This window comes from Infirmifilum sp. (genome assembly GCF_049970975.1).
Lineage (GTDB): Archaea > Thermoproteota > Thermoprotei > Thermofilales > Thermofilaceae > Thermofilum > Thermofilum uzonense.
The window spans coordinates 14,650-31,394 of record NZ_JBMFLX010000013.1 but is presented as its reverse complement, the minus strand read 5'-3'; the positions used below and the strand labels follow the sequence as shown (position 1 = coordinate 31,394).

The following is a 16,745-nucleotide window of genomic DNA, read 5'->3' as shown; positions in this document are numbered from 1 at the left end:
TCGAGGAAAAACCTGTCAAGCTAACCCTAGAGTTTAAGAAGATGGGAAGACCCATGCTTGTCTCTTTAGAAGGATTAGACGAGGAGCTTGGCACTAAGCTTGCCGAGAAATACTTGTGGGGGCTCGCGGTAGTACGAGGTATAGATGAGGGGTATAGTGTGGGAAAACCCGTCGACAAGAGTTCATTGAAGAATATTCTTCGACAGTTAAAGCCCTTTGACCCTATAGGTCTCTCCCCCGAGAGTGCCCATGGTCTTGGAATTAGATTCCTATTAGAAAAACCTGAGGTCCTTCCGCGTATAACCTATACGGGGAAGATCCATATACCATGTCTTCTCACTCAGAAGAGCAAGGAAATAATTCATTCGCTTCAAAAACTTGGAGTTACCATAACCGGGGTAGATGTTGAGTCTTGTATTAAAACTGGGTGTAAAGATGACACATTATACCTTTGTCCAAGGGCTAAATATTATGGTGGAACAACACTTTTCGAACTCCTCTTTTGACCATCAATTTTAAGGTAAAAATTTTTTAAAGCCTTTTTTACATTTAAGAAAGAGAGTCAATGAGCTCGAAGATAATTCCTCCTGTGGATGAACTCACTCCCCGGCTTTTTAGGGAAACTTTTCAACGTATAATTGAGTTGAAGAGGAAAGCGGGAGTTAAACCTATCCTCGATAACCCCCAGGATCTACGTGAGAGAGCTAAGCTGTATGCCACAGAATACAGGAACGGCGCTCTGGGATGGGCGAGCAATATCTGGAGTAGATCGGCGGCTAATACCGTCATAGTGGAGAAGGATGAAGATCTGAGAGTAGAGCATAAGCAGTTGATGCTCAGGGTTCTTGAGCACATTCTAGCCCAGGGTCCACTTATAAAGGTAGATGGATACTATGGACGCCCAGGGACGAAGGTTCAGATGCATACAAGGGTTTACGTTGACCCGCAATTCCCTGATCTCGCTTATAGGTGGAGCCAACTAGTGTTCCCTGCCCCTCCCGACGGTGTACCCGAGGCCGAGCTCTTTGTTATACCCCACTATCTTGGAAATCCTCTTATACCAGGGACAAACAGACTCATGGCTATTCTTGTATTCCCGCAACACAACCTATCTATAATAACCCTCTCAAGCTATCAGGGCGAAATAAAGAAAGGTGCATTGAGGCACTGGATATATCACGTCTACAAAAAGGGCTGTACTGGGGAACATGCGGCTCTAAGGGAGTTCACCGTTAGAACTATAGATAACGAATGGAGGCGGGTGACTCTTGTTATCTGGGGGTTGACGGGTTCAGGAAAGTCTACGCATGGTTTCTACACGTGGACCGAGCGTAACTCTAAAATCTATCTTGAAAAATTCGGGTTAAATCCCCTAGAGTATGTACGGGACCAGAAAATTAGAAACGACGACATAGTGGCTATATGTGAGGATAGAGTCTACGGCTCAGAGAGAGGGGCATGGGTTAAGACTGAGGATCTTACACCTGAACAGGAAGCAATGTGGAATGCTTGTAGCAGCCCCAGAGCATTGCACGAGAACACGGAGTTCAACAGTGAAGGTAATCCCAGCTTCGAAGGAGTATTGTTTCAATACTTCGGCATGCTCAACAGGAATGCGAGATCAGTAGTATATTTGGAGGACACCGGTTATTTTGACGGACAGGTTGACTCAGACGGGCCCATGAATACGGCTGTATTCCTCTCACCGGGATACTTCACAGACTACGCCTGGGTAAAGCTTAACAAACCCGAATTTATCGCAAAGGCACTTGCGGACGGTAGAACTGTCGGGCACCCTGCTCAGGCACGGGAACTTGTCGGGAGAGTTAGGTTTGTACCACGTTACTCCGAATTCACCATTGGCGTTGGGGACGATGCACACGTCTTGAGATTCTACGAGTTTTTGAAAAAATGGGAGAGCAAGGGACATAGAGTCGAGGTCTTTATGTGGAATACAACCGGGAGAATAGTAGCTGAGTATAAATGGGGAGAAGTGAAAGTTGGTGAGAGGACTCTTCGAATCCCTGAACCAGTACTTCAGATAAAGGATGGTGTCCCTAAACCTGTAGGCGGAACCAGGCCTACGATAGAGGAAACTGAGTTCTTCCTGTTGCAGGCAACCAGAGGTGCTGTTAAGTGGAAGCCTCATCCAGTTTGGGGAGAAAAAGTTTTAGTACCCGCTGAGGTGCCGGGTATACCCTCTGAAAGGCTGAAGGAACTTGACCCTACAAGTTATCTATCATTGGATGAATTTCGGGAGCTGCTCAAGGCACAGGTAGAGTACAGTAAACTTATACTGAGTCAGCTTGGCCTCAAACTACCCCCTGAAGTGCTTCATGCGATGGACTTCTAGTAACTGTTTTCCAAATATAATGCAAGCACGTATAATGTTTTCTAGGCCTTTGCCCTTTGATGTGAGTTACCAAGGTAATAGATAACTAGATACACTATCAACATTGTTATGACTATAGTCGCAATGGCGACTTGTGGAGCAAGCGAGCCGGGATTTAAAGCACTATAAAAGGGAGCTCCAAGAAAATAGCCTAGAGCCCACGCAAAGTTTGCTAGGCCTGCTCCAGTAGACTCGACTCCTGGCATGTTCTCAGCTATTTTCGCCTGCGCTCTGCTCGCAATGTGCGCGTTTATGAAACCAAGGAGAGCTATTGACACAAACATCATGCTCCCCGGTACAATGATAAAGGTAAGGCCTAGCATGATAAAAGCAAGAGATATGTAGTGCTCACTAAGTATAAATGTGTAAAGAGCACCCACACTCACTTGTCCTAGCAGGCCAAACAAATAGTATTCTGAGACCAAGCTCTCAGGACTCAATAGTTTTGTCTCCTGGGATATCTCCGGAGCATATACTATAAGAAGACTCTCGATCAACCCAACCGTTAGGGCGTTCAGTAAAGGGAGAATCGTCTTCTTACCTAGTTCTACCTTAATTTTAACTTTCTCAAGCTTCACCGTGTCAAGCTTAAAGAGAGAAGCAGTCATCAGGAAGGAGATAACAGAGCATGAGGAATACAACAAGAATGGAGCTCTAGAAGAAAAGCTTGAGAGTATATTTGCTGCAAGGGGACCAAGTGTGAAACCTAAAGTTATCGTCGCATAAATAGAGCTTACGCCTAGTATCTTTGTGTCTTGCGTGTTTTTCACCATAAGCCCGATAATGCTTGTCCAAACTAGGGCTTCCATTACACCTTCTAAAGCCCTGGCGAGTGTGTATTCTAGCGCTGTTTGACCGAAATACATGAGAAAACCTAGTGGAACGTTCGCTAGGAAAGCTATTGGAACGATCCTATTAGCACCAATCCTGTCGGCCAGGAATCCCGCAGGTATATTTGACAACAAGTAAGTAAGCCCCCATACCGTCACCGCTAGGCTAATCTCTACCCTGTTAGTAGATATGCTTCTAAGAACTATTGGGAGAGTGGCTACAATAGCCCCTATCCCCACCATGAAGGTGAACGAAGAGACTAGTAATCTAATGCGTACTTCCATACATGTTCCTTTAGACCCTAATGTTGTGTAGATAATAACCTTTTTTACTGTGGTAAGGAACACGAAGACACAGATTATTAAGATTAAAACATAAAACTTATAAGTAAAAACTTTAATATTCTTTTCTGATCAACATGTCATCAGAAATCAAAGAGATTTCTCCTACCGGGAAAGCGATTATAGCCGTTGTCCTCATACCCACTATAGCTGCCTTGAACTATGTTGGAGGAGTAATCGTCGAGGCTCTAAAGGCGCCCATATGGGGTGACACCTGGGCTACAATACTTGGCACACTTATAGGAGGCTTTTGGGTGGGGGCCATAGGGGGCTTCCTCTACAACATCATCATGGCTCTCACAGTATGGGGTCTCCCTTCATGGATATGGGGCTTCGCAAATGTCGCCATCGCTCTAATAGCGTATTTTATGATGAAGATGGGCTGGACAGATCTTAAGAAACCAATGACCTGGATTGCAATGATAGTGCTCTACGGCATCCTATACCCCGCGTTCACCACAGCTATCTCTATTCTTGTCTTCGGCGGCGGCCCACTATACAAGCCCCTAGCTGCGGCCGTGTACACTGCCGTGTTAAGCTCAACAGGCAACTTTGTGTTAGCTAACTATGTCCAGAACATGTTTACAGAGATCATAGACAAGCCTATAAGCTTCATAATCTCAGTGATCATAGCTCAGCGTATACCCAAGCGATTCATTCTGGCGAGATAAGTTAAAAAGATTCTTTTTTCCTTCTTTTGGGTTGAACTAAATGTCAGTTGGAGTGTCACTGCTAAAGAAAACCGCCGTAGAAGCCGACACATTTGTACAAAGACTGGATGGACGCGTAAAATTCCTATACTTTCTATGGGCTACGGTAATAGTCTACATTTTTTATGACCCATACCTCAACCTCATCTTTGTAGCTGTAACCCTGGCCATGGCCTTCTATGCGCGTGTAGCCAAGCCAATCCTGCAGACACTTCTAATAATAGTAGTGCCATGGATAGCCTTCGCGGTTCCTATCCTTGCACTGCCTTTTGGGTTTCCATGGAATAAGACAATTATAGGATACATAGATGTATTCGGCAATAAGTACCCTGTTTACCTAGAGGGACTAGGATGGGGTATAACTTGGCCCTTAAGGATAGCTGTAGCGATATCTTCAGCCCTTCTCTTTTTCCTCACCACGAATCAGGCGAAGCTAGTTGCCACACTGTTTAAAATGAAAGTACCCTTCAAGCTAATCTACATGGTTGTCGCAACCTTCCAGTTTATCCCCCTCCTCGCAAAGGAAGCGGAAACCATCCTTCAAGCTCAGGTAGCACGAGGACTGAGAACAGATGTGGGTTTCGTTGCAAAGATCAAGAATTATCTTTCTGTAGTTATACCCTTAACTTTAAGCTCTCTAAATAAGGTCCAGATAAGAGCTATAACGCTGGAGTCTAGGGGCTTCAGTGCACCGGTGAAGAAGACTCTCCTTTATGAGGCAAGGCTGATGAAAATCGACTATATCTTCCTTTCACTTATGTTTGTCTCCACAGCAGTATTAGCCTGGGTTTACGTAAATATAGGATATTCTCCTATAGCTGGCTTAAGCTGGATATGGGGTGGTTGAATTGGGACAACGTGGGAACGAGAAGGTAATAATAGTTGAAAATCTCACTTATGCATACCCGACGAGCAAGGACTTTGTGCTCAAAAAGGTGAACTTCGAGGTTCATAGAGGGGAGGTGCTAGCTATTCTCGGCCCAAACGGGTCAGGGAAGTCCACTTTATGCAAGTCGTTGAATGGCCTCGTGCCTCACTTTTATGGAGGGAGATATGGAGGCAAAGTGATCATAGATGGCCAGGAGGTTTTAAACACAAGTGTCTCGCAGCTGGCGACAAAGGTAGGGCTTGTATTTCAAGACCCTGAAGATCAGATTTCAGGGCTGGCTCTGACCGTCTGGGAGGAGGTCGCCTTTGGCCTCATGATGCTAGGAAAGCCTAAGGAGGAGATCAGACAGAGAGTTGAAGAAGCAATCAGGTATGTCGGCTTAGAAGGCCTAGAGAAAAGATCGCCGTTTGAGCTCTCGGGCGGACAGATGCAGAGGCTAGCTATAGCTACAGTGCTCGCACTACGACCAGACGTGATAGTCATGGACGAGCCCACAGCTCAGCTCGATCCCATCGGGAAGTTCGAGGTTCTTTCCGTCATTGAGAAGTTAGCTAATGAGGGCTCCACTATTGTCATAGCGGAGCACGAAATCGAGGAGGTCGCGTATTTCGCTGATAAAGCACTCGTTCTCTTTAACGGAGAAGTAATTGCTTATGGACCGGTCAGAGAAGTACTAAGGAAAGTCGATGAGTTGAAGTCAATTGGAATTGATCCTCCTAGCGTTACCGAGCTTGCCCATGCGATAAAGAAGGAGCTTGGCTTGGAAGCTGAATACCCAATTACATTGGAAGAAGCTGTTAAAATATACAGTGAACTCCTGGGTGTTAGCTGATGAGCATCATAATTGAGACAAAAGATCTATGGTTCAGGTATCCTGGAATAGACACCTGGGCTCTTAAGGGCATAAACCTCACTATTAACACCGGTGAATTGATCGCGATTATAGGGCAAAACGGTGGAGGAAAGTCGACATTAGCAAAGAATCTTAACGGTCTTTTGAAGCCCACCAAAGGAGTTGTACTCGTTGAGGGGCTTGATACTAAAACCACGCCTTCGCACGAGATCGTCAAGCGGGTAGGATACGTTTTCCAGAACCCATCTCACCAGATATTTGAGAGCAATGTCTTTCAAGAAGTGGCTTACGGCCCTAGAAATCTAGGCCTTTCAGAGGAGGAGGTCAAGGATCGAGTACGCTGGGCACTTAGCCTTGTGGGACTTGAGGGTTATGAGGATCATAACCCATACGACCTGGATTATGGAAAGATGAAGCTCCTCACAGTGGCATCTGTTCTTTCGATGAAGCCTAAAGTGTTAGTCCTAGATGAGCCCACAACGGGGCAAGACCACGCGGGAAGGCATCTTCTAGCGAGCCTCGTAAAGAAGCTTAACAGGGAAGGCTTTACAATCGCCATAATCACCCATGACATGCGATTTGTAGCTGAAGTGGCACCACGAACTGTCCTTATAGCTGACGGGCAGAAAATTCTCGATGGTCCCACGCGGGAAGTCCTCTATACCGTAGATGTCCTTAAAAAAGCAGCTATTAAGCCGCCCCAGATAGTGCAACTCTCCCTTGCTCTCCGCGAGCACGGGTTCTCCTTCTCATCCCTAACGCTTCAAGAAATGCTCGATGAAATGCGGAAGCTCATAAAGAACCCATGATAATTAATTATGATAGGAATAGTAGACAATCACGTTAAATAAATACCTTTTAAGCTTTCAATTTCGTGTCTAGACAGAGCTTACTGTTCGTGGCGTTAAAATTCGTCGAAAGGGACATACTCTTCAAGAAACTAATAGCTACACTCACAATCCTAGCGATAGCAAGCGGTGTAGCAACATTCATTTCTCTTAGGATTCTAAGCGTAGGGAGCCGCACAGCAGCTCAAAGCATAGTGGAGCAAGTTCTACCTGGAGAAGTTGTGGTCTATGGCCAGGGTTTATACGATGTCTCAGAAGATGTCTTAAACGAGATAAAGAGGATTCCAGGCGTAAAGGATGTAACGCCTGCAATCCTAGTCACAGGCTATATTGGTAGAAACGCCGTCTTCGTGTTAGGGGTGAGGCCCGAGGATATTAAAAATGTTGTTTCAAAGGTTGTTAACGGCTCCGTCTTCAATACACTCGCTGGTCCCTACGCGATTGCCGACGTCGGACTTGCAAAAAAACTAGACTTAAAAGTCGGTGATAAGGTTACAGTTAAACCACCCTATGGAAGCTTCTTTAGACAGTACGAGATTATAGGAATAGCAGAAGTCACGATGAAGATAGAGGAGATAGGTGCAGCCGGCGGCTATATAATCCTCCCTCTGCGCGAAGCCCAAACCCTCCTTGGGAGACCGGGTTATGTGAGCATGGCCGTTGTAAAAGTAGAGGAGGGGGTTGACCCAGTAGCCGTGAAGAACCTCATATCCGTGATATACCCTGGCTCCCGCGTTATGATGCGGGAAGAAGTTATCGGCGTAGTTTTTAAAGTTATGTCACTTATAGAGGGACTATTATTATCAACAACCCTAGTCGGTCTAGCCGTAGCCGTTTTCGGAACCACGAGCACCATCACCTCCACTGTGCGGGAACATCAACGAGAGATAGCAATTATGAGAACACAAGGTGCTAGTAGGCGCAGCGTGGCAACGATATTCATAATGGAGGCACTCATATATGGTGTGACGGGGGGCCTTCTAGGGCTTGTATTCGGAGTTCTTGGTGCACAAGTCGGTATAGGCATTGTAGCTTCATACGGTTTCCTTAACCCTCCCCTGATCCTTGAGCCTCTAACTCTCCTTCTAGGAGTAACTCTCGCAACTCTTCTTAGCGTCGTTTCATCTTTGTACCCAATATGGCGCGCCACGTCTATTAGACCTGTAGAGGTGTTGAAGAGTGAGTGAGTACGCATTAGAGCTGAGAGATATAAGGAAAGTCTACAAGACAGCTACAGAGGAGATAGAGGTTCTTAAAGGGATTACCCTAAAAATAAGAGAAGGAGAATTAGCCACAATCATGGGGCCCTCCGGGAGCGGTAAAAGCACCCTTCTCTCGATCGCTGGAGGTTTGGACAAGCCAACCAGCGGACGCGTCATAGTGGGGGGCGTGGATATAACCGACATGAACGAGGAGGAACTAACTAGAGTTAGAGCTCGCAAGATAGGCTTTGTCTTCCAGTCCTTCAACCTTATTCGAAACTACACCGCTCTAGAGAACGTCATGCTCCCCCTACTCTTCACAGGGATATTCAACGTTAAGGAGGCTAAGGAGATAGCCATACGTGCATTGGAGGTTGTAGGTTTGAAAAACCACGCAAACAAATTTCCAAACCAGCTTAGCGGCGGACAACAGCAACGCGTAGCAATAGCCCGGGCATTAGCACCGAACCCAGACATAATACTCATGGACGAACCAACCGGTAGCCTTGACGTTGACACAGCCGCCAGAGTGTTATCCCTTGTGAAGTGGCTTAATGATGCTTTTGGTCAGACAATAATCATCGTAACACACAACCCTGAAATAGCTGAGCTGTCCACACGAACCTACTATATAAGGGCAGGCGCTATATACGAGGAGCCCCCCAAGCGTACCTTAACTGAGATAGTAAAAGAGATTAAATCCTCAGGGAGTTCGGGTGACATCAAGAAGATCCAGTTAGAGATGCTGAAATTAAAACTAGAAGCCCTCGAGAGAGCTTTAAAAGAGGACCGCATCGACCCTACACTTATAGAGGCTGAGGTTAACTCGCTCGAACATCGTATAAATAAGCTGGAGAAGGCTCTATAGGAATAAATGTTTCGTTAAAAGTCGTAAATTTTGCTAATTTAAAAGGATAAATTTATATATGTGTTATACAAGAAGTGTTTCAGATCATTCATGATGCTTCGTGGTGTGTTGACTTTACTGTTAATTTTACTCTCAATAACATCCGTGGTGTATTCAGGCTACGCTAGTCCAGTCAACGTAAGGAAGACTATAATACGCGAGTTGGATGTACTCCCAGGATGTAGTGAGAATACAACAGTCACCGTTAGCTTGGTATTCGACTCGGGCTTTAACGGGAGCCTAGCAGACTATATCGCTTTTTCTGGTGATCAAGCTGTATCTGCCACGGTTCAGCCATCACAGATCGTGCAGGCTGGCTCTCTAATAGGGCTTGTGTGGAATAAAATAGAGGTTCAACCTGGCGACTCTTTAAAATACAGTATCAGTGGCAAGAATCTCTTCCACGTAAAGGTTATACTCGAAGCCGATGGGAAAACGCTTCAACCTGATTGTAGCAAGGGATACTGTTACGCTACGGCTCTAAGGTCTCATTTAATAAACTACACTATAGTCGTGGAGGCGATCGACGATCTTGTAAAAAAACAACAACTACCCATCTCAATATCGTGGAGCGTGGATCCGTTATACCTTTACCCCGTTAAGTACAGTGATAGTCCTCAGAGCCTGCGCGAGAGCGGAACTGAGGTAGCCTTCCAATGGACTTCGTTTATGAATGAAAGTTATAGGCTTAGTGTAGTGTTTGAAATTAGAGGTGAAAATCCCTGGGGAGAAGTCTTACTACCTGCCCCTACGGTGACAATTAGCTTAGATCCAAGGCTGCAATCCTCACTTATCGAAAGATACAGATCCTTCACTCTGAAGCTACTCCAGGAAAACCTGGGAAATGTGACAAGTTTCAAGGAAAATGTGACGAGACTTAGAGACTTGTTGTACAATTTAAGCACAGGTTTCGAGGAAGAGGCAAACATGCTTGATAAGGCTGCTGTCCAAGTAGATGAAGCCAGTAAAGCCATGAGTAATGCAGCAGCTCAAATTTCAAATGGCATGGAACAGTTAAGCAAAGCAAAACTCTCTCTTAAACTTGGACTCGAAAATGCATCTGCAGCCGTGGATAAAGCTAGGGTGAATCTTGAGAAGATCCGTTCAAACGTATCGAACATAGACTTGAAGTTAGTGGAGATTATAACGTACTTGAACCTAACCGGCACCAATCTTACAACAAAAGATATACATTTATTATTAGACCAGGCTGAAAAGAATCTTACCTTATTCCAATCAGAGCTGGTAAAAGTGAAGTCGATGATAGAACAATATTCTTCGATTGAAGCCCAGCTCACACAGGCTGTGGAAAACATGAGGCTAGCCTCATTGAAGTTGACACTTATGGCTAGCACGCTAAGAGAAGCCTCAGGTAGACTTCGGGAGCTGGCAAAGGGGTTAAGGCAGGCGGCAGAGCTTATAGATTCTAGTCTTTTAAAGGTGACACAACTTTTAGACAGTCCAGCGTACCCTGAGAGTTTCAAACAGTATAATTCAACTATATTTGCCCAGAAGACTCTGTCTAGGACACCTGGCCTTGAGGTGAATACTGAACTTATGGGAGATGTAGTTTATGTATCACTCCCCATAGTAAAGATAAAAAGAAGCGAACCGCAAATCTCGGGTGTCTCTCTTGAAACTCCTGCTAGAAAGATCCACGCTTACTGGCCCCTCGCACTTAGCGTTATAGCTGCTGGTGTCTATATTGTTATGTTTCGCCGGAGATCATGGACAAGTGAGAAAACATCAACTGCTGATCTAGCTAACAGGATTGGGATTCTCAAGGCGAAGCTTCAATCAATAGAGGTAAGAAGCCATGGGTGAAACAATGAGACTAAAAAACGTTATGATTAGAGGTGTGGATGCTGCGGCATACGATGAAATGTCAACGCTTGCGAAAAAAATGGGCGTCAGCGTAGGAGCACTAGCTTCACAAGCCTTCAAGGTGTTACTCGCCCTGGCTGATGCTGGTCCACAACTGGCTGGAATACAGTTAAGCACTACTGATATAATAAAAGAGATCATACCTGCAAAAGTCCTTAAACATAAACCCGTCTTTGTTAGGCATGTTGGGAGGCTCGTGTTATCAAGAGAAGACCTTGAAAGAGCGCCCGGTCCCCTATTTCTCGTAGGAATAGAGGAGTTAGTCTTCGATGCCAGTGTTGATACCAGGCTATTCGAGGAAAAAGTCCTAAGAATAGTTGACTGTGGGAGAGTAGTAATTCACAGGGGTTTAGACAAGCTCAGCGTATTAGCCAGGTCACTCTTTATAAAGGAGCTTGTTGAAAAAATCTGAGAATCTAAAAGAGGGTTACAACCACGTTAAGAGATCCTCGAGTTTCTTACGTGGTCTGGGGGCGGGGGACTCAGCTGGAAAACCTGCTGCCAGGATGGCGAGAAGCACTTCATCCTCGGGTATACCCAGGATTTCAGCATACTGGGGCCATCTTAAGGTGTTTATCCACACCGCTCCTAGCCCTAGAGAAGTAAGAGCAAGCCATAGGTATGTGGTGAAGATCGACCCGTCTATCATGAACGTTAAAGGAGATTCCTCAGGCATTACGACGACGCCTATTCCTAGCGGTGCTCTTGATAAAGGTCTGGCTCCTGGAGCAACCCTTGAGAGCTTGTCCAGAAGGTCTCGGCTTCGTATTATTAAAACCCTCCAGGGCTGTGTGTTTCTAGCACTTGGCGCATGCCTAGCAATATCTATAGCCTTCACAATTAGTTCTTCCGGAACATCCTTCTCCTGAAAGTTCCGGATGCTCCTTCGGGTCAGCAAGAGCTCGAATAACATGTATATATCCTTGCCCCTTATTCCGGCCTTAAGTGCTATATTTGTTTGTTTTTATAAATAACGTTGATTTCATTGAAAACCGTTTTAATCCATAAAACCTTCGATGCGACATATCGACTGGTGACCAGGCTTGAGAGTAAAAGACCTGGATACGCTAAAGACTACGAGTGTAATAGCCATAATAACGCTGATACTGCTATACCCCTTAGCTGCCACCACCGCGCAACCCGTACAGTCTGACAAAATCAATAAGCTCATAGAGATACTTAGCAAGGAAGTCGACAGGCTTCAATCATTCGTTAAAAATAAGGTGACCAATACAACAAAGCAGGAGGAGCTGCTCAAGCAGTTGGATGAAGTTAAAGCCCTGATCAACAATGCTTCAAGCCTCGCAAGCTCTGGAAACTATAACGAGAGTATGAAGGTATTGCGAGAGGTAAGGGTTGAACTCATCGACATTGCCAGGAAAATAGTGCCTGAAGTTTTCGCAGAACGTAAACACCTTGTAAATAAGAGTATAGAGGCGGAAATCAGGGCGCTGAGAAACCAGATAAATGCTATGGAGAATGTAGCCTCACGTTTCCAGCAAAAAGGAGTTGATACTCACAATCTAACCCAGCTTTTATCGGATGCGAAAAACCTCCTAAACCAAGCAGAAGAGAAGCTTAAGTTGAACGATACTTCTGCAGCTCTTCAGCTCGTCAAGCAAGCTTGGAGTGAGGTAAAGGAGGCTGAGAGATCTGTCTTTACCCTAGCACACCAGCTTAGGTTGAAGAACATTTCCGAAGACGCCACACGGTTAGAGAGAATTTTTAACAACACATATAATAGGCTTAAAGGGATAAGCCCTCAAGCAGCGTCTGAATTTCAAAAATGGGCTAGTGATAGTATTCAAAGATTAAAGTCACTGATTGCTAACGGCAGATATGGAGAGGCATTAGGATTAATGAGATCCTTAACGTACCAGTATCACGAGCGCGAAATTTTCATGTGGCATTATGCAAGGGAGGAGGGTTTAGTACAAATGGCGAAGCAGCTTGCACTTGTCATCAGGCCGTGCAACGCCACTCTAGCTGAGAAGCTTACCGCTACCGCGAATCAATTAAGCAACGCTTTAAGCAGCAAGGACGCATCTAAGGCTTCAGCGGCTTCAAGTGAGCTGAGGGAATTAATTATACAGGCAAGGTTCGCTTGTCGTGCTAAGCCTAGACATAAACCTTAAACTAAAATATTTTTTCCTTAAATTTTTCTTCTCTTTCTTGTGACTGGATTCTATAGACTCGGCTAGAAAAGCTAATTGTGTGCTAAGTTTATTGTCCTGGGGTGCCAGGCTATATCCGCAGATTGAGAATGGATGCTGCTATATCTCCAAATAGCGGGAATTTGTACCATTCACCCTGATAGGCCTTAATGATCCCTATAATCCAGAGAATTAATAAGAGAAGTTCTATGAAGCATGATAAAACAAAGCCGCCACGGATAAACAAGACTATCCTGGAGAGTACTATCAACGAGATGAAGGTTACTGTAGACTGTGCTGCGTGAAACCTTACGTATAAGCTTTTCTCCTCTAAGAGGAAAATTATCAGACCTGAAAAGAAAAAGAGAAGGTATGACAGGGCAGCCTCCGTTCTCTCCTCGAGACCCAGACTTGTCTGGGACATTATTGTCTTCAAGTTGTCTTAATATTTAAACCTTGGTGGGAAATGGTTGATCAATCTGAGGTCAGCTTGTAGCGGTCTCGTCAGCTTTCGGCAGCGCTTTGTCCCTTCTTCATCCCTCGATACCCTTATTCCATTACAGAGTCTTATTTTTTGCCGCGAGAGACTCCTGAAGCTAGCTCGTGACAGCATTAATAAAGACCATTGGTATCTTTGACTCCGTAAAGGGTATTTATCGCTTACAAGAATAGATAATAGCGTTAAAGAGTGAAAGGATAGATAACCTTTTTAGATGGCTTTTAGGATTCTTGCCCTATGAGAAGAATTCTGGTACCCCTTCTCTTAATACTAATTATCGGATCGGGACTTATCTCATCCGCCAGTCCATACAACCAGTTAAAAATCATAGGCTCTGCCTGGATACTTGCTCCCGCCGTGACTCAGACCGAGACGGGCTATGCTGGATCCGCTACCAACATCAGTGTGTTTATAACCGAGGGTTGGGGCGACGTATACGTCTCTACCTACTCTCTTACACAAGAGGATTTCCAGGGAGCAGCCACGGCAGCTACACGCGTCATTAGTAATGTGCTAGGCGTCGACTTCAACAAATATAACTTCTACTTCAAGGTTCAAAGCGATGCAGTTATTGTTGGAGGCCCGAGCGCAGGAGTAGCAATGGCCGTCGTAGTATACTCGGCTCTTACGGGCAAACCCATCAATAGGAGTATCGCTGTTACCGGTATGATATCTCCTGATGGTACTGTGGGGCCTGTGGGAGGTGTTTATGAGAAAGCTCAAGCCATGGCCTCCAGTGGTGTGAAGGTATTCCTGGTTCCGCCTGGAGAGAGCGTTGTTACCACATACAAGGTTGTAGTGCACAAAGTTGGGCCCTTCCAGGTGTACTCTACCCAGCCTGTTAGGATTAACTTGACTGAGTATGCACTGAAAAACTGGAACCTTCGAGTCGTTGAGGTATCAACGATAGAGGATGCGCTGCACTACTTCTTCAACTATAATATAACTCCCAATAGCATTACGATACCCTATGTAAGCAGCTCTGCAAGATCCAAAATAGACATGATATGGCAAGCCCTCGAACAGACAGCTTCTCTCGAACTATACAACGCTAAGGCATATGTTAATCAGTCGACTCTAACATCCTTCACCAAAAGCGCCCTCGTGAACTATCTAAATACATATGCTCAACCCTACATTCAGACAGCCCGACAAAATCCTCATGACATCGGAACAATACCCCTTCTGACATCCAGCATAGCTATATCTAGGTGGATAAAGCTCCTCGTAGACTACTCGTTAAACAAGAATATTGATACACAGGTAAGCTCAACCCGTGAAAATATCTCTAAGCTAATCTTGACAATACAGAACACCTACCCAAGAAACTTCCAAGAGCTAAACTACCTCGTAATAGCAGGGGATCTTGCCATTAGAGCATCGAGACTCTTCAACGATTCTGCTAAACTTTGGAGCCAAGATCCCCAAACAGCTCTCCAGAACCTGGCCTACGCCACCGCACTTGTCGATGAGGCAAAACACTGGATAAACGGGTTGCCGGTGGGCGCCACCCTTGACGCGAGGCAGTCGGCTAGCACATACCTCTCAATAGCGAGATCTACCTGGCCATACGTTTACTCAGTCCTTTCCCAGACAGGATACTCCTCCACAAGTCTCGACCTTTCCAGTACCTACTACTCCGCCTCTGTATCATTATACGGATCAGGATACTATGTGCTCGCCTCCATAGCGGCTGCAAGGAGCATAGCCCTCGCGGAGTCCTCGATGTTAGACTTCCAAGGCAGAGCTGTTGGTTCACCTGTCTACCTCGAAGTGTCATCAACAAGGGCACAAACTATACTCTCCTCAACAGCTGACCTAATTTCCGGAATATATTTCTACAACCAGAGCAGGTATGCCACCACCGACGCGGACAAGCTAGCGTACTTAAAGCTTGCTTCTGAGCTCGCAAGCCTAACCCTCGACCTAGCCAAAGGAGCAAAAATTACGGCTAGCCCACCAAAGCCAGTAGAGGAAAAACCTCAAACCTCGATACAACCAACACCCCAGACCCCTCCTCAAGGACAGGGAAGTCTTTGGGACAAGATAAGCTCCTGGCTCCACGACTTATACCTGAAAACAGTCCTCTATATAGATAACATCTACCGTTTCCTGAAGAAACTGATAGGAAGATAGGAGACTTCTTGTTATAAATTTCAAAATAATAAGTATTTTTCCTCGAGTTATTTTCCCATACACTGATTTAGCTTCAGCTAGCTTAAAAAGCCTGGCTTACCTATTAAGGCCTTTTAAGTTATGGTTTAAAGCAGCGTGAAGGAATTGTTGATCATTAATTTGTGTTACACTTTTTCCTGTCTTGAGATAAAATTAGAATCATAGCTATTCGAGGAGTTTTCTGTTGGGTATTGGCGACTAATATATATATCATTAACCATATATTGGATGCATATGAATAGGAAGCTGCTTCTTCCTGCTTGCTTACTTCTTATTTTGTACAGTTACCTAGGTTTGTCTCAACCGGTTACCGGCTACGAGAAGCTTATAATAGCTCCCGGTAACACCCTACAGGGTACTATTCTTCTTACTTCACAAATAGACACTATCTCTACCGTTAGCCTTTACGGTAGTGTTAAGGCGTTTACTATTTACAGCAAGCTAGAGGGCGTGCCACTCTACAACCTGACCGGCAACACCCTTACAGTCATGGTGGCTGCTGGGGATACTGTTAACATCACGTATTTTTCTCAACTCTCAGGGGATCCCCTTACTCTCTACGTCAAGGGTTGGAATCAGAGCCTGGAGTTGTATATACACGCTAACTACGTGATACTGGGAGTGGAGCCCATACCAGACTTAGTACTAAGGGAGGGAAACTTCACGGTTTTCAGGTATAATAGACTGGAAGAAGATCTCTCACTAAGTGCTATGGAGGTACCGGTCGCGGAGGAAAAAACAGGCACATATTTACAGGGAAAGACGTGGATACCTGTCCAACTTGTTTTCGCGGCAATCGCCATTATCCTTGTCCTAGTTGTAGTACTACTCCTTATTCTCAGAAGGGGGAGGAATAAAAAGAGTACCTTTTTAAGTGAGGAGGAAGAAGCTATCATCGACTTCCTAAGGAAAAACGGAGGAAAAGCTTACCTCAAGGATCTACGAGAATCGTTAGGAATACCCTCAACTACCCTCTTGAGGCGTGTAAGAAGACTTGAGGAAAAAGGGCTTGTGAAGACGCTTAGAGCCCCGGGAGGATTAATTGTTCAACTAACGTAGTG

General features: G+C 45.2%; 16 protein-coding genes. 13 read left to right on the top strand and 3 right to left on the bottom strand.

Annotated elements, in window-relative coordinates; all coding sequences use genetic code 11:
* Both ACP5KC_RS03740 and ACP5KC_RS03735 read left to right on the top strand, forming a co-directional pair.
* Positions 1 to 506 (top strand): hypothetical protein (locus ACP5KC_RS03740; protein ID WP_428286854.1); only part of this gene is annotated, 506 nt, incomplete at its 5' end.
* 59 nt (positions 507 to 565) lie between these two features.
* The gene (locus ACP5KC_RS03735) at positions 566 to 2,353 is read left to right on the top strand and encodes a phosphoenolpyruvate carboxykinase (ATP) (RefSeq protein WP_273434339.1); all 1,788 of its coding nucleotides are present in this window, start codon (positions 566 to 568) and stop codon (positions 2,351 to 2,353) included.
* Between the two features lie 41 nt (positions 2,354 to 2,394).
* On the opposite strand, the gene ACP5KC_RS03730 is transcribed toward ACP5KC_RS03735, so the two are convergent.
* Positions 2,395 to 3,507: an MFS transporter gene (locus ACP5KC_RS03730; protein ID WP_428286853.1), complete on the bottom strand. Its 1,113-nt coding sequence runs from the start codon at positions 3,505 to 3,507 to the stop codon at positions 2,395 to 2,397.
* Positions 3,508 to 3,641: 134 nt separating this feature from the next.
* Here ACP5KC_RS03730 and ACP5KC_RS03725 point away from each other — a divergent pair, with 134 nt between their 5' ends.
* The 8 genes from ACP5KC_RS03725 (at position 3,642) to ACP5KC_RS03690 (ending at position 11,269) form a co-directional block, all read left to right on the top strand.
* Positions 3,642 to 4,235, top strand: coding sequence for a hypothetical protein (locus ACP5KC_RS03725; protein WP_052883630.1), 594 nt, complete (start codon positions 3,642 to 3,644; stop codon positions 4,233 to 4,235).
* A gap of 40 nt (positions 4,236 to 4,275) precedes the next feature.
* Positions 4,276 to 5,121: an energy-coupling factor transporter transmembrane component T family protein gene (locus ACP5KC_RS03720; RefSeq protein ID WP_052883629.1), complete on the top strand. Its 846-nt coding sequence runs from the start codon at positions 4,276 to 4,278 to the stop codon at positions 5,119 to 5,121.
* A 1-nt stretch (position 5,122) separates the two neighbouring features.
* The gene (locus ACP5KC_RS03715; RefSeq protein ID WP_273434337.1) at positions 5,123 to 5,995 is read left to right on the top strand and encodes an ATP-binding cassette domain-containing protein; all 873 of its coding nucleotides are present in this window, start codon (positions 5,123 to 5,125) and stop codon (positions 5,993 to 5,995) included.
* Positions 5,995 to 6,825, top strand: a complete 831-nt coding sequence (locus ACP5KC_RS03710) for an energy-coupling factor ABC transporter ATP-binding protein (RefSeq protein WP_052883627.1) — start codon at positions 5,995 to 5,997, stop codon at positions 6,823 to 6,825. Before ACP5KC_RS03715 ends, ACP5KC_RS03710 begins: the two co-directional genes overlap by 1 nt.
* Before the next feature lie 65 nt (positions 6,826 to 6,890).
* Positions 6,891 to 8,051, top strand: a complete 1,161-nt coding sequence (locus ACP5KC_RS03705) for an ABC transporter permease (protein WP_052883626.1) — start codon at positions 6,891 to 6,893, stop codon at positions 8,049 to 8,051.
* On the top strand, positions 8,044 to 8,934 hold the full coding sequence (locus ACP5KC_RS03700) for an ABC transporter ATP-binding protein (protein ID WP_424737769.1): 891 nt from the start codon (positions 8,044 to 8,046) through the stop codon (positions 8,932 to 8,934). The genes ACP5KC_RS03705 and ACP5KC_RS03700 overlap by 8 nt, the downstream gene beginning before the upstream one ends.
* Positions 8,935 to 9,024: 90 nt before the next feature.
* Positions 9,025 to 10,797, top strand: coding sequence for a hypothetical protein (locus ACP5KC_RS03695; protein ID WP_273434336.1), 1,773 nt, complete (start codon positions 9,025 to 9,027; stop codon positions 10,795 to 10,797).
* 4 nt (positions 10,798 to 10,801) lie between these two features.
* A complete protein-coding gene (locus ACP5KC_RS03690; protein ID WP_219731643.1) occupies positions 10,802 to 11,269 on the top strand; it encodes a hypothetical protein in 468 nt (155 codons plus the stop codon).
* Positions 11,270 to 11,284: 15 nt separating this feature from the next.
* Here ACP5KC_RS03690 and ACP5KC_RS03685 read toward each other — a convergent pair whose 3' ends face one another.
* Entirely contained in the window at positions 11,285 to 11,770 is a 486-nt protein-coding gene (locus tag ACP5KC_RS03685; RefSeq protein ID WP_052883622.1) for a nitroreductase family protein, read from the bottom strand.
* A 130-nt stretch (positions 11,771 to 11,900) separates the two neighbouring features.
* On the opposite strand from ACP5KC_RS03685, the gene ACP5KC_RS03680 reads away from it, so the two are divergent.
* Positions 11,901 to 12,992, top strand: coding sequence for a hypothetical protein (locus ACP5KC_RS03680; RefSeq protein WP_428286852.1), 1,092 nt, complete (start codon positions 11,901 to 11,903; stop codon positions 12,990 to 12,992).
* Between the two features lie 109 nt (positions 12,993 to 13,101).
* Here the strand turns inward: ACP5KC_RS03680 and ACP5KC_RS03675 are convergent, their stop codons facing one another.
* Positions 13,102 to 13,434 carry a DUF4870 domain-containing protein gene (locus ACP5KC_RS03675; protein WP_273434334.1) on the bottom strand — a complete coding sequence of 111 codons (333 nt, stop codon included), beginning with the start codon at positions 13,432 to 13,434 and terminating at the stop codon, positions 13,102 to 13,104.
* 312 nt (positions 13,435 to 13,746) lie between these two features.
* On the opposite strand from ACP5KC_RS03675, the gene ACP5KC_RS03670 reads away from it, so the two are divergent.
* Both ACP5KC_RS03670 and ACP5KC_RS03665 read left to right on the top strand, forming a co-directional pair.
* Positions 13,747 to 15,645, top strand: a complete 1,899-nt coding sequence (locus ACP5KC_RS03670) for a S16 family serine protease (RefSeq protein WP_428286851.1) — start codon at positions 13,747 to 13,749, stop codon at positions 15,643 to 15,645.
* A gap of 273 nt (positions 15,646 to 15,918) precedes the next feature.
* Positions 15,919 to 16,743 (top strand): helix-turn-helix transcriptional regulator, encoded by an 825-nt coding sequence (locus ACP5KC_RS03665; protein ID WP_052883618.1) that lies wholly within the window; start codon positions 15,919 to 15,921, stop codon positions 16,741 to 16,743.
* The last annotated feature ends 2 nt before the right edge of the window (positions 16,744 to 16,745 follow it).